Origin of the sequence: Bradyrhizobium sp. BR 10261, from assembly GCF_019455395.1 — a bacterium.
Classification (GTDB): Bacteria; Pseudomonadota; Alphaproteobacteria; order Rhizobiales; family Xanthobacteraceae; genus Bradyrhizobium; species Bradyrhizobium manausense.
Map to the genome: position 1 here is coordinate 259764 of NZ_JACOFQ010000006.1, position 15793 is coordinate 275556.

The 15793-nt window shown below is 63.0% G+C and carries 20 protein-coding genes; 4 read left to right on the forward strand and 16 right to left on the reverse strand.

Annotated features, from left to right (window positions below):
• Window positions 1-22 precede the first annotated feature (22 nt).
• Both HYH07_RS09505 and HYH07_RS09510 read right to left on the reverse strand, forming a co-directional pair.
• Window positions 23-316, reverse strand: coding sequence for a NifU family protein (locus HYH07_RS09505; RefSeq protein WP_220002246.1), 294 nt, complete (start codon window positions 314-316; stop codon window positions 23-25).
• Window positions 317-357: 41 nt separating this feature from the next.
• Window positions 358-678, reverse strand: a complete 321-nt coding sequence (locus tag HYH07_RS09510; protein WP_080136068.1) for an iron-sulfur cluster assembly accessory protein — start codon at window positions 676-678, stop codon at window positions 358-360.
• Between the two features lie 336 nt (window positions 679-1014).
• Here HYH07_RS09510 and HYH07_RS09515 point away from each other — a divergent pair, with 336 nt between their 5' ends.
• Window positions 1015-1605, forward strand: coding sequence for a hypothetical protein (locus tag HYH07_RS09515; RefSeq protein WP_220002247.1), 591 nt, complete (start codon window positions 1015-1017; stop codon window positions 1603-1605).
• Between the two features lie 10 nt (window positions 1606-1615).
• Here HYH07_RS09515 and HYH07_RS09520 read toward each other — a convergent pair whose 3' ends face one another.
• The gene (locus HYH07_RS09520) at window positions 1616-2020 is read right to left on the reverse strand and encodes a Rieske 2Fe-2S domain-containing protein (RefSeq protein WP_220002248.1); all 405 of its coding nucleotides are present in this window, start codon (window positions 2018-2020) and stop codon (window positions 1616-1618) included.
• 263 nt (window positions 2021-2283) lie between these two features.
• On the opposite strand from HYH07_RS09520, the gene HYH07_RS09525 reads away from it, so the two are divergent.
• Both HYH07_RS09525 and HYH07_RS09530 read left to right on the forward strand, forming a co-directional pair.
• Window positions 2284-2727 carry a hypothetical protein gene (locus tag HYH07_RS09525; RefSeq protein WP_220002249.1) on the forward strand — a complete coding sequence of 148 codons (444 nt, stop codon included), beginning with the start codon at window positions 2284-2286 and terminating at the stop codon, window positions 2725-2727.
• Window positions 2724-3041: a hypothetical protein gene (locus HYH07_RS09530; protein ID WP_220002250.1), complete on the forward strand. Its 318-nt coding sequence runs from the start codon at window positions 2724-2726 to the stop codon at window positions 3039-3041. The genes HYH07_RS09525 and HYH07_RS09530 overlap by 4 nt, the downstream gene beginning before the upstream one ends.
• Before the next feature lie 24 nt (window positions 3042-3065).
• Here the strand turns inward: HYH07_RS09530 and hspQ are convergent, their stop codons facing one another.
• From hspQ to nifD, 9 genes are all read right to left on the reverse strand, one after another.
• Window positions 3066-3383 carry a heat shock protein HspQ gene (gene hspQ, locus HYH07_RS09535; RefSeq protein ID WP_220002251.1) on the reverse strand — a complete coding sequence of 106 codons (318 nt, stop codon included), beginning with the start codon at window positions 3381-3383 and terminating at the stop codon, window positions 3066-3068.
• A gap of 19 nt (window positions 3384-3402) precedes the next feature.
• A complete protein-coding gene (fdxB, locus tag HYH07_RS09540) occupies window positions 3403-3690 on the reverse strand; it encodes a ferredoxin III, nif-specific (protein ID WP_188096640.1) in 288 nt (95 codons plus the stop codon).
• Between the two features lie 12 nt (window positions 3691-3702).
• Window positions 3703-3903, reverse strand: a complete 201-nt coding sequence (locus HYH07_RS09545; protein WP_028137114.1) for a CCE_0567 family metalloprotein — start codon at window positions 3901-3903, stop codon at window positions 3703-3705.
• Window positions 3904-3912: 9 nt separating this feature from the next.
• Window positions 3913-4383 (reverse strand): NifX-associated nitrogen fixation protein, encoded by a 471-nt coding sequence (locus HYH07_RS09550; RefSeq protein ID WP_220002252.1) that lies wholly within the window; start codon window positions 4381-4383, stop codon window positions 3913-3915.
• Window positions 4384-4394: 11 nt separating this feature from the next.
• Complete coding sequence (gene nifX / locus HYH07_RS09555) at window positions 4395-4790, reverse strand: nitrogen fixation protein NifX (RefSeq protein WP_100178669.1); 396 nt, start codon at window positions 4788-4790, stop codon at window positions 4395-4397.
• 22 nt (window positions 4791-4812) lie between these two features.
• Complete coding sequence (gene nifN, locus HYH07_RS09560; RefSeq protein WP_220002253.1) at window positions 4813-6195, reverse strand: nitrogenase iron-molybdenum cofactor biosynthesis protein NifN; 1383 nt, start codon at window positions 6193-6195, stop codon at window positions 4813-4815.
• 10 nt (window positions 6196-6205) lie between these two features.
• Entirely contained in the window at window positions 6206-7873 is a 1668-nt protein-coding gene (gene nifE, locus HYH07_RS09565) for a nitrogenase iron-molybdenum cofactor biosynthesis protein NifE (protein ID WP_220002254.1), read from the reverse strand.
• A 118-nt stretch (window positions 7874-7991) separates the two neighbouring features.
• A complete protein-coding gene (nifK, locus tag HYH07_RS09570; protein WP_220002255.1) occupies window positions 7992-9551 on the reverse strand; it encodes a nitrogenase molybdenum-iron protein subunit beta in 1560 nt (519 codons plus the stop codon).
• 84 nt (window positions 9552-9635) lie between these two features.
• Window positions 9636-11138, reverse strand: coding sequence for a nitrogenase molybdenum-iron protein alpha chain (gene nifD, locus HYH07_RS09575; protein ID WP_130364796.1), 1503 nt, complete (start codon window positions 11136-11138; stop codon window positions 9636-9638).
• Between the two features lie 351 nt (window positions 11139-11489).
• Here nifD and HYH07_RS09580 point away from each other — a divergent pair, with 351 nt between their 5' ends.
• Window positions 11490-11942, forward strand: coding sequence for a SufE family protein (locus tag HYH07_RS09580; protein WP_220002256.1), 453 nt, complete (start codon window positions 11490-11492; stop codon window positions 11940-11942).
• A 13-nt stretch (window positions 11943-11955) separates the two neighbouring features.
• Here the strand turns inward: HYH07_RS09580 and HYH07_RS09585 are convergent, their stop codons facing one another.
• Genes HYH07_RS09585 through sufC form a run of 4 tightly spaced genes read right to left on the reverse strand, consistent with a single transcriptional unit; the run spans window position 11956 to window position 15634 of the window.
• A complete protein-coding gene (locus HYH07_RS09585; RefSeq protein ID WP_220002257.1) occupies window positions 11956-12309 on the reverse strand; it encodes a nitrogen fixation protein NifZ in 354 nt (117 codons plus the stop codon).
• Entirely contained in the window at window positions 12306-13547 is a 1242-nt protein-coding gene (locus tag HYH07_RS09590) for a cysteine desulfurase (RefSeq protein WP_220002258.1), read from the reverse strand. Before HYH07_RS09590 ends, HYH07_RS09585 begins: the two co-directional genes overlap by 4 nt.
• Before the next feature lie 4 nt (window positions 13548-13551).
• Window positions 13552-14871: a Fe-S cluster assembly protein SufD gene (gene sufD / locus HYH07_RS09595; protein ID WP_220002259.1), complete on the reverse strand. Its 1320-nt coding sequence runs from the start codon at window positions 14869-14871 to the stop codon at window positions 13552-13554.
• Between the two features lie 4 nt (window positions 14872-14875).
• Window positions 14876-15634, reverse strand: coding sequence for a Fe-S cluster assembly ATPase SufC (gene sufC / locus HYH07_RS09600; RefSeq protein ID WP_220002260.1), 759 nt, complete (start codon window positions 15632-15634; stop codon window positions 14876-14878).
• Window positions 15635-15793 lie beyond the last annotated feature (159 nt).

Sequence of the window (15793 nt, forward strand, 5' to 3'; positions counted from 1 at the left end):
CTCTTTCGGTGACGAGGCTTGTTCAGTGACGGGGCTTGCCCGCTCCGGCAACGGGGATCAGACGGACGAACTCGCCGAGCCGTTCGATCAGGCGCGCCTGGATGCCCTCCAGCGTCGCGCTGGCAAGCTTGCAGAACACGCAGGCTCCGGTCAGCCTGACCATGATCTTGTTGCCGTCGATCTCGAGCAGTTCGCAATCGCCGCCGTCACGCTTGAGATTGGGCCTGATCTCGTCGAGCACAGCGCGGACGATCTGCTCGCGGTCCGAGGATTCGGCGGCCGGCGACTGTTTCAGGTGTTCGGATTCGACGAGCATTTCAAATTCTCTCTGTGGCGGATCGGATCGACGGACGCAGCTCAGCTAAATGACTTTCCGCAGGAGCAGCTCGACTTCGCGTTGGGATTGTCGAAGGTGAAGCCGGAGCCTTCCAGAGCGACGACGAAGTCGATCGTGGTTCCGTTGAGATGCTCGTGGCTCGCATTGTCGACGAACACCTTGACGCCACCGCGCTCGATCACGGTGTCGTCCGGCTTGGCCTCCTCGGCGAGGCCCATCATGTATTTGAACCCGGCGCAGCCGCCGGTCTCGACCATGATGCGCAAGCCGCTCGCCGGCTGCGCCGCGGAGGAGATCGCGGTCTTCACCGCATTCACCGCGCTGTCCGTCAGGTTGATCATCGCTCGCCCTCGCTGTCTGGGTCTGTTGCAGTGAAGGATCGCAAGTCCCGTGCCAGAGCGCATCCACCTGAAACTGCAGTGTTTTCGCGAATCATCTCCTGTTGCCTTTGCGACGCTTGTCGGGTTTGCGACAGGCGGTCTTGGCAGCGCTGCAACAAGCGATGCGGCAACACGATACCGAGCGATGTGCATCGACCGGACAGACCGAGCCAAAACTCTGCTGCGTTCGAACTCTCGGAGCATGTGCGGACGATCGGCAAACTCCTTGCATAAGGGCAGCCGAGACCTTTGCGCCGACCGACATCCGCGCGCGGTAGATGAGACGAGGAGAGATTCATGACGTCGATCGACAACACCGCTCTTGGCCGGCTGGACAAGGAAGGCCGGCTCCTGAACGCGGTGCTCAAGGGAGACACCACGAAGCCGGGGCGTTTCGGCTTTCGCGGCGACATCGCGCTGAAATTCCAGGCCCAGGTCGCCGACGAGAAGCGTCCACCGGACTATTCGATCGAGCAGGTACTGACCGTGACGCAGGAGGGCGAACCGACCATCCCGGTGCTCGCCGGCTATCTGCACTCCTTTGCCTATCTCGCCGACGTCGCCAAGGTGCTGGACGGCGCGCTCAGTCCCAAGGGCGCCTATTTCATGTTCTGCAACAACATCGACTTCCTGGCGAAATACCGCACCAAGATCGGCGATATCGAGTTCCGTGTACTACCTTGCGACGAATCGACGGTCTGGAAGGAAATGATGGACCTTGCCGGCGTCGACAAGAACGACATCAAGAAGCTGGATACCGCCGGCAAGCTCGATTACCTGCTCGACGCCGCAAAGGATCTCGACGGCTCCTATACCGAAATCTCCTTTGAGGAAGGCGTCGCCAAGATGGAGCCGGTGAAGAACCGCAACGAGAACCGTCCGGTCTGACGCGGTCGCGTCAGACCTCTTCTTCACAGGCCGTCTCGTCGTCCTCGACCAGCGTCACGCCGGTGACGCAGATATCGCCGTCGAGCACGGCAACCGCGATCGGCGTCAGGCTCTCGCCCTTGCACGGTCCGTCCACACAACGGCCGGTGCCGAGTTCGAAGGTGGCGCCGTGCTTGCCGCACAGCAGCCTGGTGCCGTTACCATCCAGGAACTGGTTGCGCTCCCAGTCCAGATTGACGCCGTTGTGCGGGCATCGGTTGAGATAGCCGAACACCTGCTTGCCCCAGCGCACGATCACGATCGGCCAGGGCCGCGGCGCGCCGTCGTCACCGACAATCATGAGATGAAAGCCGATCGCCCGCTGGCTCGGAATGTCGTTGAAGGCGCAGATCGCGTAGGCGGTATTCTGGTCCATGCTGTCCTCGTTCGCGGTCGAAGGCTTGCCAAAAGTGTTGCAAGATTCGCGCTAGATGCGCCGAGGACGGCCGCCACATTCAGGCTGTACGGAATCTGACATTCAGGTCTGTCCTGTGACGCGCAGTCTTTGCGCACGGGCTACTTGGCGGCAAATCATAAGTATTTCGGCGGCATTCAACGATGCGGCGCGCTTCACTGTGCCACGCTACGTGGCACGGAAATTGATGTTGTTCAGCCAGGCCCCTCGGCAAGGAGATTGATATGATCGTTGCGTCGGAATTTACCGCCTGCTCGGAGGACGAGATCAAGGCGCTGCTCGATGGCGGCACGCTGACGGTCTACTCGGTCGCACGCCCGGTCACCGCCGATCGCCCGGTCGATCGCAGCGGCGTGCTCGCCGCGTTCAAATTCGCAAGCCCCGCCTTCAATTCGGACGGCGCGAGCTTCGCGGCAAATCCGGTACCGGCGAGCACCGTCGGCACACCGGGCTTTGCCCGCGCCTGCAAGGCCGACGGAACCGTGGTGGCGGATTTCTCTGCCGGGCCCGGCCCCCGCGAAATCAAGTTCGCCGAGGTGTCCTGCTCGCAAGGTGCGCCCGTGAAGATCACCACGTTCAAGTTCATCGCCGAAGGAGGCTGGCCGGAGCGGCCTGATTATTACGACGCCCATCCCCGCCCCGGCTTTGCCATGCCCCTGGTGCCGTGATGGCGATCCTGGTCAAGACCACACAGGACGGCCGCAGGCTCGAAGTGGTCGGGCTCGCGATCACGCTCGGCGGCAGGCTCGAAGCCAACGAGTTGATCGAGGTGAAGGATCACCCATATCGCCGCGCGATCCGCGCCGCCGCACCGGAGGCGACGCACATGGCCGGTCGCGTACCTCTGACCCCGGCCGAGGCGCAGATCGTTCTCGCAGCATTTAAGCAGGCGGAAGCCGATCTGCTCGCCAATCCCGTCGCCATCCACGAACGCTTCCGTATCGCCGCGATGATGAAGGCCCGCGAACAGGGGATCGAGTAACGGGACCGCACCGCCCGCGCTGCATCAATTCAGCAGCTGCCGGCGCTGGCGATAGCCGCCCGCCTCCTGCACATCGAACAGCGCCCCGATCCCGGGATGGCTGACCGGCTCGCCGGAGTCATCGGGCTCCAGGTCATTCTCGGCAATACAGGCCACATAGGGAATTTCGTCATCCTCGGCGAACAGCCTGTAGACCAGTGTCGTTGCCATTCCGTCGGCCGTCGGATCGCCATCCGTGCCGGCGAATGACGTATCTACGTCGAAGATGACACCGCGCATCGCATAGAGCCGGTGACGAATGACCTGGCCGATATTGTACCTGGCAAACCGCGTCTTGCTCATCGCAGGTCCGCCACCGCGCTCAGGCGGCCGCAGGCGCGTGGGTCTGGCAATTGGTCGGGCAAACCCGCGCGCAGGCGCCGCAGCCGATGCAGGCGCCGTCGTCGTTCATCACCATGACCTTCTTCTCGACCTCGTCATCGTCGTCGTCGAGGTCGATCATCTCGCCGTCCTCGTTGATGCCCTTCAGCGTCATGACCTCGCGGCCGCACACCTTGTAGCAGCGGCCGCAGCCGATACACTTCTGCGCGTCGATCGACACCAGATAGTCCGGCTTCCAGTCGCGGCCGTCGCGGGTTGCATAGGACATGGCGGGACCCGGCTATGCCTTTTCCAGCGTCTTGAGGTCCTCGCGCTTGCGCTCGAGCTCGGCAAAGGCGTCGTGAGCTTTCTGAGCCACACTCAGGATCGAGGTCCAGTTGATCGGAAGCTCCTCCGAGAGATCGTGGAGGTCCATTTTGGCCTGCGTGGCCTTGGCCGACAGCTTCTTGATTTCGGCCTTCAGGGTTTCAAGATCGCTCATGGTCAAACCTCAGTAATTCGCCACGTCGGGGAATTTGCGGATCATCTCGATGCCTCCGGCGACATATTTGTCGCCTTCGGCCGCAAGCTTGCCGAGATTATCGAAGCCGAAGCGATGCACGTCGCGCAGCTGCTTGTTGACGACGATGAGCCGGCCGCCGATCAGGACCATGCGGCCAAAACCTTCATGGTGCATCTTCAGCATCGGCGAAATCATCACGCCGGTCGCCTTCTCGATCGACAGCGCGACCGCGTTGAAGAACAGCTCCATCCGCCAGATCGTGTCAGGGTCGGGATCGCCGACGATCGGCAGCGCGCGGCGCTTCTCCTTGTCGAGGATGTAGGGCTCGAGCAGATCGAGATCCTTCTTGCCCTCCCAGGCGCCGTGGGTGTCCTGGGCCCGCCAGATCTTGACGAGCTCCTTGACGAACGGCGCTTCCGCCGCGGCGTCGGGTTGGATCAGTTCAGCCGCTTCAGTCATGGCGGATTCCTTCAGTCTTCGAAATCAAAGCTGCGTTCCTGGCCCTTGGCGAGCACCTTGCGCAGCCAGGGCGGCGGCGAGCCCTTCAGAACGTCCTCGAGCTTGACGCAGAGATCGTCGATCGCCTCGGGCTGCGCCACTTTCATCGGGTGGATGTTGTTGGCCACGACGCGGGCCGCGCCCGAGCCCCCGATCGCTGCGACGTAGAGGATCGTGCAGTCCTTGATCGCCTCGATCTTTGGCGCCAGCTTGTCCTCGTTACCGTCCTCCTTGAGGTCGCCGTCAAACTGGATGGCCTCAACGAAGCGATGGCCGTCCGGATTGACGTCGTAGATGGCGATATTCTTGGCCCAGCCGAAATGCGCATCGACGCGCTTGAGGTCCTGGGTGGCAAAGGCGACTTTCATCGGTCTGGTCCCTCTTCTTGCGTCAGTGCAGTTGCGGCGGAACGACCTGAAGGCCGCTGTCCGTGGTCCGCCAGGTATCGGGCGTCGGCTGGTGATTGGCCTCGCGATCGGCGACGACGAGATTGGCGAGATCGAACACCAGGTCGCGCGTACCGCGGTAACCAACCGACAGCTGGTGCCCGGCGCCGAGCCGGTCGAACATCGGGAAGCCCGCGCGATAGAACGGGATCTTCAGACGCGAAGCCGCCTGGCGGCCGTGCGAATGGGTGATGAGGAGATCGCAGTCGCGCCCCTTGGCGAGGTCCTCAAGATCTTCGAGATCGCCGATCAGCACCTCCTGCGCCTTGACACGTTCCAGCACGGGCGAGGCCGTCGTGGTGACCGCCGCTGTGACCTCGACACCCATCTCGTAGAGCATGCTCGACAGGTCGAACAGCAAATCGGGCTCCGCACCGATTGCGAGCTTGCGGCCGCCGATATGGAAATGCGTGTCCAGCATCGCATCCGCGAGCTGGCCACGCTGCCGGCGATACTTCACCGGCACGGGCCGGCCGCTGATCTCGCTCAGGAAGGCGATGAATTCGTCATTGGGGACGAGGCCGCAGAGCCGCTCGAACAGGCGGAACGGCACGCCGGTCTTCTCCTGCATGGCCTCGGCCGCGCGCTTCATCTGCGCGCCGATCGCGATGCTCCAGGCCGCCTGTCCCATCGAGGCGATTTCGTCGACGCCGATGCCGCCGATCGTGGTCGGCGTGAATTCGTCCGGTATGTGGCCATCGAGAGAGCCGGCAAGATCAGGCAGAAAGGAAGGCCTGAGTCCGAAATCCTCCAGGATCGTACGCAGCTCGTCGAGATCGCCGGGCGTGAGATGGCAGCCCGGCAGGACGTTGACGCGGGTGGAATCGCGCGCCGTTCCGACCTCGACCGGATCGACCAGCACCTCGACCATGCGCGCAACCGTCTTCTCCCAACCGTCCTGAAAGGCGTCCTTGAAATCAGGCGTGGAGACGTAGACCAGCGGAAATTTCTCGAGCTGCGGATGCTTCTGCCGGATCAGACGAATGAAACCTTCGACGTCATCGCCCTTGGTTTCGGTGACGCCAGTCGAGTTGATGCCGATGATCTCGGGCTTGGTGCGATTGTAGATGTTAAGGATCGCCTGCTCGACATTCTCATAGCCGCCGAGCACGGTCGCGACCTCGCTCATCGCGGTGGTCTGCATCGGCACCGCTTCCTTGAAATGCCGCACGAACAGCGTCAGGCCGAACGAGGTGCAACCTTGCGAACCATGCAGCAGCGGCATCGCACCGCGCAGGCCCATGAAGGCAAACGAGCCGCCGATCGGCTGGCTCATCTTGAGCGGATTGACCGAGCAGGCCTTCTTGGACGTGGTGACGATGGCCATCGGGGACGCCCTACTCCGCTGCCTGGAGCACGGGCGCCGGTTGCGCGGCGAGGATGTCCTCGATCCGGCCCTTGCAGGCGCCGCAGCCGCCAGAGGCATTGGTGCGCTCCTTGATGCCGTCGACTGTAGAAAGGCCGTGCGCCGCGATGGCATCCTCGATGGTGCCGAGATCAACCGTCTTGCAGAAGCAGATCTTCTTGGCGCGCCGGGTCGCCTCGGCCAGGGCCGGATCGGCGGCGATTTCCGCGGCCTGCGCGTCCATCTGCGCCATCGCCTTCGCCTGCCAGTTGACGCCGGCATCATCCCACGGCGCGGGACGGCGGAGCTGTGCCCACATCGGATTGTAGAGCGCCTTCTCGATCTCCTCCATCAGCTTGACCATGCCGATGTAGCCCATATAGCCGTGACAGCGTTCCTGATTGATGTCGAGCCATGGCATCGCGGCCTTCAGGGCGACGAATTGCGACTTGCCGCCGGAGAGCATGATGTCGGCGCGCGCGTCCTTCAGCATCTTGTACATTTCGCGCGGCGTCATGTCCTCGATCATATGGGCATCCTGGCCCATCAGCTCCTTGATCCGCTCCTTGTCCTCCTTGGTGGACTTCTTCACGGAGGTGCCGACGATCTCGAGACCCGCCTCCTGGAGCGCCGCGACCACCGACCACGACTTCACCCCGCCGGTGATCAACAGCACCTTCTTGTCCTTGAAGCGCGGCTTGAAGCGCTCGATCGCAGCCCAGGCCTTGGCCTCCTCGCGCGCGATCACGGCCTCGGTCCGCTGCATCAGCTCGGCCGGCGCGCCGCGCTCGATCAGCAAGCGCGCGATCTCGCGCAAGGAATCGCTGGAGTCTTGGATGCCGTAGAAGGAGCCCTCGAAGTACGGGATGCCGTAGCGCTCCTCCATCTTGCGGGCGACGTTGATCATCGCCTTGGAGCACACCATCATCGCGGCCTTGGCGCGGTGCGAATAGGCGAGCTCACGATATTTGCCATCGCCGGAGATGCAGGAGAGGATGCGGATGCCGAGTTCGTCCAGGATCGGCTTGATCTGCCAGAACTCGCCGGACAGATTGTATTCGCCGATGATGTTGATGTCATAGGGCGTGGTGTAGTCGGGCTCCTCGGTACCGATCACGTGCTCGAGCAGCGCCTCGCCGGCGAGCTTGTTGCCGAGGTTTTTCGGGCCGACAAAGCCCGGCGAATTGACGGGGATGACCGGCTTGCCGAACTTCGTCGCCGCCGCCTTGCAGACGGCGTTGATGTCGTCGCCGATCATGGCGGGTACGCAGGTCTGGTAGACGAAGATCGCCGGCGGATCGTATTTCTCGATGACTTCCTTGATTGCCTTGTAGAGCCGCTTCTCTCCCCCGAACACGATGTCGGTCTCGTTCATGTCGGTGGTGAAGCTGCGCCGCCAGAGGTCGGAGCCCGACGAAGCGCTGCCGCGATTGTCCCAGGAATTGCCCTCACAGGCGATCGGGCCGTGAACGAGATGCGCGACATCGGTGAACGGCTGCAGCGCGATCTTGGCGCCATCGAAGGCGCAGCCGCCGGCGGCACCGCCAGGCTGCAACTGCTTGGTGCAGCCCTTCTTGCGCTCGGCCTCCGTCTTGTTGGCGTTCTTGCCGCAACCGGGCTCGTTGAAGACGTCCTGGATGGTAGTCGACAGCGAGCTCATGCGTCTCTCCTATTCCCTGACCCGCTGCGCGAGCACGTCGCCCCGCAGTCTCGATCGCTCTGGCTAGACTCGTCGTCCGTCGCCGCCTGTTTCGAGGCGGCGACGGATCTTTCGGGCATCAGCGAATGATGTCGAAGCTGTAGTCGGTCTTGGCCGGCACGTTGGTGTTCTTGTCGATCTCGTCAAAGATCTTGTCGAGGATCTTGACCAGCACGTTCATGCCGCCCTGATAGCCCCACACCGGATAGCGATGGTGATGGTGGCGATCGAACACCGGGAAGCCGATACGGATCAGCGGCGTGCCGGTGTCGCGCTCCAGATACTTGCCGTAGGTGTTGCCGATCAGGAAATCGACCGGCTCGGTGAACAGCAGCGAGCGCATGTGCCAGAGATCCTTGCCCGCGTAGGCATGGCAGTTCTTGCCGAACGGCGAGCTGGCGAACAACGCCTCCATTTTCTCCGCCCAGCCCTTGTTGCCGTTGGTGGAGAGCACGTGGGTGGGCTCGGCGCCGAGCTCGAGCAGGAAGGCCGCCAGCCCGTAGCAGAGATCCGGATCGCCGTAGATTGCGAACTTCTTGCCGTGGATATGCGCACTGGAGTCGGCCATGGCATCGACCAGACGGCCGCGCTCCTGCTCCAGCGCCTTCGGGATCGCTTTGCCGGTGATGCGCGACAGCGTCATCAGGAACTCGTCGGTGGCGCTGACGCCGACCGGATGGTTGAGGGCGGCGACCTCCTGGCCGTGGCTCTCGATGAAGGGCAGCGTCTTCTCCGTGCAATACTGCTGCATGGAGATGGTCGCCTTGGCATTGATGGCGTTCGCGGCGTCCTCCAGCGCGGTGCCGCCGTCATACATGCGGAACTCGCCGTCGGTCGGGGTGTCGAACACGTCGCTGTTGTCGGCGAGGATCGTGTATTCGATGCCCATCAGTTCGAAGATGCGCTTGATCTCGCGGATATTGCCGACAGTGTAGCCGTCGAAACCGCCGATGAAGTTGATCTTGTCGTTCGGGCTGCGCTCGAGCTTCGGCGCGGTGCCAGCCTTGCCGTCCCAGAAGTGCTCGATGATGCCCTTCAGCGCATTATCGTAACCGGTGACATGGCTGCCGACGAAGGCGGGCGTGTGGGCGAAGGGAACGTCGTAGTCGGCCGGGACCGAGCCCTTTTCCTTGGAGGTCTTGATGAAGGCGTTGAGGTCATCGCCGATCACTTCCGCCATGCAGGTGGTGGAGACCGCGATCATCTTGGGCTTGTACATGTTGTAGGTGTTGGCAAGCCCGTCGATCATGTTGTTCAGGCCGCCGAACACGGCCGCGTCTTCCGTCATCGAGGAGGATACGCACGAGCTCGGCTCCTTGAAGTGCCGCGACAGGTGGCTGCGGTAGTAGGCAACGCAGCCCTGCGAGCCGTGCACGAAGGGCAGCGTGCCCTCGAAGCCGACCGCGACGAACACCGCGCCCAGGGGCTGGCAGGCCTTGGCGGGGTTCACCGTCAGCGCTTCACGGGCAAAATTCTTCTCGCGATATTCGGGCGTCTTGGCCCATTCGCGGATCCGCTCGACTTCCGCAGGGTCATGCGGATTTTCAAACAGCGTTTTCTTGTTGGCCAGCATCTGCTGGTATTCCGGGCCTCGGAACAGCTCGAAGTGATCGAGCACGTGTTCGGCATTCTGTGTCATCGTGGCACCTTCGTTGGATCTCGTGTTCGATCGCCCGTCTCTCGGCTCTTCCCGGGGATCGGGAAGAGCCGGACGTCGCCTCTGTTATTCAGCCGCCATCAGGCTCGGCCGCGGGGCATCCTTCCAGGGTGCCTTGGTCTTCTTCCAGATCGGCGAGTTGATCGCCATGTCCATGTCGCGGGCGAAGATCGCAAACCCGTCATAGCCGTGATAGGGACCCGAATAGTCCCAGGAATGCATCTGCCGGAACGGCACGCCCATCTTCTGGAAGACGTACTTCTCCTTGATGCCGGAGCCGACGAGATCCGGCTGGATCTTCTCGACGAAACGCTCGAACTCGTAGCCGGTGACGTCGTCATAGATCAGCGTGCCGTCCTTGACGTAGTGCTGGGCCGTGCGCTGGTAGTCGTCGTTGTGGCCGAACTCGTAGCCGGTGCCGACGACCTCCATGCCGAGATCTTCATAGGCGCCGATCACGTGGCGGGGACGCAGGCCGCCGACGAACAGCATCACGGTCTTGCCCTCGAGACGCGGGCGGTACTTGGCGATCACCGCATCCATCAGCGGCTGATACTTGGCGATGACGCGCTCGGCGCCCTCCTTGATCTTGTCGTCGAAGAAGCTCGCGATCTTGCGCAGCGACTCCGCGATCTTGGACGGACCGAAGAAGTTGTACTCACACCACGGAATCCCGAACTTCTCCTCCATGTGGCGGGAGATGTAGTTCATCGAGCGATAGCAGTGCAGCACGTTGAGCTTCGCCTTGGGCGTCGCCTCCAGCTCGGCGAGGCTGCCGTCGCCGGACCATTGTGCGATCACGCGCAGGCCCATCTCCTCGAGCAGGATGCGCGAGGACCAGGCGTCGCCGCCGATATTGTAGTCGCCGATGATCGCGACGTCGTAGGGCGTCGACTCGAACGCCGGCTTGGCTTCCGGGTTGACCTTGTCGAATATCCAGTCGCGCACCGCGTCGTTGGCGATGTGGTGGCCGAGCGACTGCGAGACACCGCGGAACCCCTCGCAGCGCACCGGGACGATGGTCTTGCCGTCGTATTCCTTGGACTTCACCTTCGAGACGGCCTCGATGTCGTCGCCGATCAGGCCGATCGGGCATTCCGACTGGATGGTGATGCCGTGGTTGAGCGGGAACAGTTCCTGGATCTCGTCGATGATCTTGGCGAGCTTCTTGTCGCCGCCGAACACGATGTCCTTCTCCTGGAAGTCGGAGGTGAACTGCATCGTGACGAAGGTGTCGATGCCGGTCGTACCGATATAGTAGTTGCGCCGCGCGGCCCAGGAATACTGGCCGCAGCCGACCGGGCCGTGGCTGATGTGGATCATGTCCTTGATCGGACCCCACACCACGCCCTTGGAGCCGGCATAGGCGCAGCCGCGAATGGTCATCACGCCGGGGATGGACTTCAGGTTCGACTTGACGCCGCAATCGGACTTGCCGGCCTCATGCACGTTGAGGTGCTTGGCGCGGCGCTTGGCGGTCTTCTCGGGGTAGACCTTCAAGACCTCGTCGATCAGTTGCTTGTTGCGGGCCTTGATCTCCGCGACGCTCTGGGTGGTTGCTAGGCTCATACGAATATCCCTCGGTTATCCCTGTGTGAACGATCGGACGCCTTAACCGGTGCGCCGCTCTCGCGAGCTCTCTCCGCGAGGTCGCCTTGCACAAGGACTTTTGCAACGAGTGTGCCAGCGTCTGCGCGAGGCAAAAAACGAAGTGATTGGAGACAGATAGCTTCGGAGCTGTCGATTGTTGCAAACCCGACATCGCATCATCTCGACATGTGCGTGCACGGACGGCTGTTGGAAACAAAACAATGCGCCGTCGCCCGCCGGCATCGAATATGAATTTTCCCGCACGGAAACATCGATCGAGCCGCGGTATGGAGCTTGCTTGATGCATCTCACCAACCCATCGAGGCGATCATGCAGCTTGAAACAAGATCCCGACCGACAGTGATCGACGACATCATCGAGAACTTCTCACTGCTCGAGGAATGGGACGACCGGTATCGCTATGTCATCGAGCTCGGACGCAAGCTGCCCGCTTTTCCCGAGGCGCAGCGCACGGACGCGAACAAGGTGCAGGGCTGCGCCAGCCAGGTCTGGCTGGCGACCACCATCGAGCATCGGAACGGACGGCCGCTTCTCACCTTCGCCGGAGACAGCGATGCTCATATCGTCCGTGGACTGGTCGCAATCCTGATTGCGCTCCTGTCGGGACGATCCGCGGCGGAGATCACCGGAGAAGATCCCCTCGCCCTGTTCGGCCGGCTCGGCCTCGGCGAGCACCTGACGCCGCAACGCTCGAATGGCTTCCGGTCGATGGTGGCCCGGGTGCGGGCGGATGCGACAGCCGCACTGGGGGAGGCCGTTTGAAGGCCGGGCAGCGTCAGGCGACGTCGAATGCCGTTCCCATCCGCACCATCTCGCGGCCGCGCATGATGACGAACACCGCTCGGGCCACGAATTCGACCGTGTAGTAGACCTCGCCGAGAAAGCGCCAGCTCTCGCGGACGACGCCGGCGTCGCCGGGATGCACCAGCGGCTCGCCGATGTCCTTGTGCGGATACATCCCGTCGTTCCTGATCAGAGCCGCAGCACGGACCGGCTCGCCGGGCAAAAACTCGCCGGTGAAGCGCCGCTCCATGTTCCGCACCGTCCGGCGCTGGTGAGCATCGCAGACGATGCGGGCTACGGGCCGCTGCTTGACGGGATGGCGCTTGGTGGCGATCCGGTCACTCATGAGAACAGCTCCTGCGCCCTGGTCAGGGCCTCGGCGAGCGCGTCGACCTCGTCCATGGTGTTGTAGAGCGCGAACGAGGCGCGGCAGGTCGCGGTCACGCCGAAGCGATCAAGCAGCGGCATCGCGCAATGGGTGCCGGCCCGCACCGCAACGCCGGAGCGATCGATCACGGTCGCAAAGTCGTGGGCGTGGGCGTTCTTCATCTCGAACGACACGACCGGGCCCTTGTCGGCGGCTGTCCCGATGATCCGAAGCGAATTGATCCCGCGCAGCCGCTCCTGGGCATGGGCCAGCAGGCTGTTCTCGTGCTTGCGGATCCGTTCCTTGCCGATGGATTGGACATAGTCGATGGCGGCGCCGAGGCCGATGGCCTGCACGATCGGTGGCGTTCCGGCCTCGAAGCGGTGTGGCGGCTCGCCATAGCTGACGTTACCGCAAGAGACTTCGCGGATCATCTCACCGCCGCCATTGAACGGAGGCATCGTTGCGAGATGCACGTATTTGCCGTAGAGCGCGCCGATTCCGGTCGGTCCGTACAGCTTGTGTCCCGTGATGACGTAGAAGTCGCAGCCGATATCGCGAACGTCAACGTCCATGTGAACGGCGGCTTGGGAGCCATCGATCAGGACAGGAATCCCGCGCGCGTGCGCCAGGCGCACGACTTCCTTGACCGGAACGACACTGCCCAGCACGTTCGACATCTGGGTGATTGCGACCAGCCTGGTCCGTGCATTCAGCAGTTTCTCGAATTCATCGATCAGGAAATTGCCATCGTCGTCGACCGGCGCCCATCTGATCACGGCGCCCTGTCGTTCGCGCAGGAAGTGCCACGGCACGATGTTGGCGTGGTGCTCCATGATCGAAAGCACGATCTCGTCGCCCTCAGCGATGCGCTCGCGGCCGAACGTCTGGGCCACGAGATTGATCGCCTCCGTGGCGCCGCGGGTGAACACGATCTCCTCGCGCCGTTCCGCGTTGAGGAACGCCGCGACCTTGTCGCGCGCACCCTCGTAGGCCTCGGTGGCAGCGTTGGCGAGGTAATGAAGGCCGCGATGGACGTTGGCGTATTCGCTGGTATAAGCCTGCGTCAGCCGGTCGAGCACCACCCTCGGCTTCTGGGCCGAGGCCGCATTGTCCAGATAGACCAGCGGCTTGCCGTGCACTTGCATCGACAGGATCGGGAAATCCTGACGAACGCGGGTGAGGTCATAGCTTCCATTGCGCACCGCCGGATGCATGATCTTATTCCCGTCCCTTGAACCAGTCGAGCATCTTGCTCGACAGCGCCTCGCGCAGATCATCGCGCGCGATCGCATCGATCACCTCGCCGACAAAGGCCTGGATCAGCAGCGCTTCGGCCTCCTTCTCCGGAATGCCTCGGGCCATCAGGTAAAATTTCAACTGGTCGTCCAGCGCGCCCGTGGTGGTCCCGTGCCCGCACTGCACGTCGTCGGCAAAGATCTCCAGCTCCGGCTTGCAATTGGCGACGGCCTCGTCGGACAGGAGCAGCGCCCGCGCCATCATCCTGGCGTCGGTTTGCTGTGCGCGCGGCTGCACCGTGATCCTGCCCTGGAACACGGCGCGCGCCTCGTCGTCGACCACCGCCTTGAAGACCTCACGACTCTGCGATCCGCTGGCGGCGTGGTCGACGACGAGCGTGGTGTCCGCGTGCTGGCGGCCGGACAGAAGGCTCGCCTGGTACACGCTGGTGGTTGTCCCCTCGCCGGTGAGCCTCAGGAAGAGCTGGTTGCGCACCACGGCGCCGCCTGTCGTGAGTCCGAATTCACGGTAGTTCGCATCTGCGCCAATCGAGGTCTCCAGCGTCGCGATATGCAGCGCAGCCGCGCCCTCGCTCGTAACCTTGATGTGATCCAGGCTGGCCTTGTCACCGACGTTTATTTGCAAGGCCGCATTGACTTGATAGTCGGACTGGTCCGGTCCTTCGTGCGTCTCGACCAGCGTCAGCGATGCACCGTTACCAAGCTCCAGCCGCGATCGCGTAAACATCGCCGACGGTGCACCGCTTGTGGTCACGAAGACGAGATGAATCGGCCGCGCCACGACGACGTGCGCGGCAACCGTGATCACGACGCCGTCGCCAGCGAGCGCGGTATTGAGCGCCGCAACCGGATCGGCCCAGGCCATACCAAATGGAAGGGACATCTCCTTCGTCCCCAAGGCCTCGACCGTCGCACGAATGGCGACACCGGCTTCGAGAGCAGCGAGATCGGAGAGTTCGGGCACGAAGGCGCCGTCGACGATCAAGAGCCGCCGAACGTCGAGAGCGGCGAACACCGCGCCGGCTCCGCCAGCCGCGGTTTTGGCGGCCGCATCAGGCTGAGGCGCAAGCGGCTTGGCATCGCTTACCAGGCGCCGCAGATCGGTGTACTTCCATGCCTCGACCCGGGAATTGGGCAGCCCCTGGGCCGCAAAGCGATCGAAGGCGTCAGATCGTATCGCCTCGGTGCTGCTACCCCCGGGCAGGTCCTTGCGCACAGCCGCGAACAGATCGGCAAGGCCGATTTCGGCGGCAGTCTTCACGGGACGGATCTCGGCATTCATAGGATCACGCCGCTTCGCTCTGATACTGTGCATAGCCCGTCGCCTCCAGTTCGAGCGCGAGCTCCTTCCCACCGGTCTTGACAATGCGTCCCGCCGAAAGCACGTGAACGACGTCCGGAACGATGTAGTCGAGCAGTCTCTGGTAGTGGGTGATCACGATCATGCCGCGGTCGGCGCCGCGCAGGCGGTTGACGCCATCGGCAACGATGCGCAGCGCATCGATGTCGAGGCCTGAATCGGTCTCATCCAGCACGCACAGCTTTGGCTCCAGCAGCGCCATCTGAAGCGTCTCGTTGCGCTTCTTCTCGCCGCCGGAGAAGCCGACGTTGAGCGGCCGCTTCAGCATCTCCGGGTCGATACTGAGCTGCTTGGCCAGCTCGCGTACCCGCTTCAGCACGTCGGGCGACGATAATTCCTCTTCGCCGCGCTTTTTGCGCTGGGCGTTCAGCGCCGTGCGCAGGAACGTCAGGGTGGCGACGCCGGGGATTTCGAGCGGGTATTGGAAGGCCAGGAACAGCCCCTTGGCAGCCCGCTCGTCGGGATCCATGGCGAGGAGGTCCTCGCCATTGAAGGACACCTCGCCGCCGGTGATTTCGTAGCCCGGCTTGCCCGATAGCACGTAGGACAATGTCGACTTGCCGGCACCGTTCGGGCCCATGATGGCGTGGATCTCGCCCTTGTTCACGGTGAGGTCGAGTCCGTTGAGAATCTGGCGGCCATCGATCTCGGCCTTGAGCCCGCGGATATCGAGAAGGGCCGTCATCGCATTGCTCCCTGCCTGTTGGGTTCGAAGATCGTCATCCGACGCTCCCCTCGAGCGAGATCGAGATCAGCTTCTGCGCTTCCACCGCGAACTCCATCGGCAGTTGCTGCAGCACGTCCTTGACGAAGCCGTTGACGACGAGGCCGACCGCTTCTTCCT